We start from the raw sequence: 738 nt of genomic DNA on the forward strand, positions 1-738 counted from the left end.
AAATTTTTAACAGAAACACTGAAGAAATTGCCACAAGAAGGACGATAAGACCACAAATTAATGCAACGAGGGCGGTGCTCAAATGAATATTCAGATAAAGGTAAAGAGAAACAATGACAAATCCCAAGCCGAGCAGTACCAATATCCAAACGAGACACAAAAGAACAATGCCGATTATGAAAGGTTGTCATCATTTTTTTACGGGTCAATAAGCGACTTACTATACTGGCTAATAAACTAGCGCTAAAAGCATAACCTACTGTGGCTAAGGGTTTCTTTTTACATTTTGCTTCAACTGTATTCTAAAGTATGTTTGCTCCGAGCAATGAGGTTATCTTTCATCGCTTCAGCTTCGCTTTTACTGCATTCAGTTATCATTGCTAAAATTAGCGAATTCTTGTCTAAGATCTCCGTTTTTAGTTACTTTAGGCATGGCTATTCTCCTTTGTGATTCTAAAAGAAATATAGCAACGGTGAATGGGAATGCGGATGGAGGTTTAAAAATTCAAATTCTTATTCACTTTCAGTTCAAAGTTCTTTTATTTTGCTAATATTTTGCTAATACTAAAATCCCAAGCTTTTGTGGACATAAGGTTTTTTGGGGGAGATGACAAGTTTATTAGGATTTGTTGATACATCGACCAATACTGGGGCATCCTTAATTTCGAAAGCTTGTTTTACAGTATTTTCGAGCTAGTCATGACTTTCCACGTGGATACCTTTCGCCGCCCATTGTTT

1 protein-coding gene is annotated in these 738 nt (G+C 36.4%); it reads right to left on the reverse strand.

What is annotated here, in order from left to right:
• Positions 1 to 194, reverse strand: a 194-nt coding sequence (locus tag B1F79_RS02250) for a hypothetical protein (protein ID WP_251365826.1), incomplete at its 3' end; no start/stop codon positions are given.
• Between the last annotated feature and the right edge of the window lie 544 nt (positions 195 to 738).

This window comes from Coxiella-like endosymbiont of Rhipicephalus sanguineus (assembly GCF_018687865.1).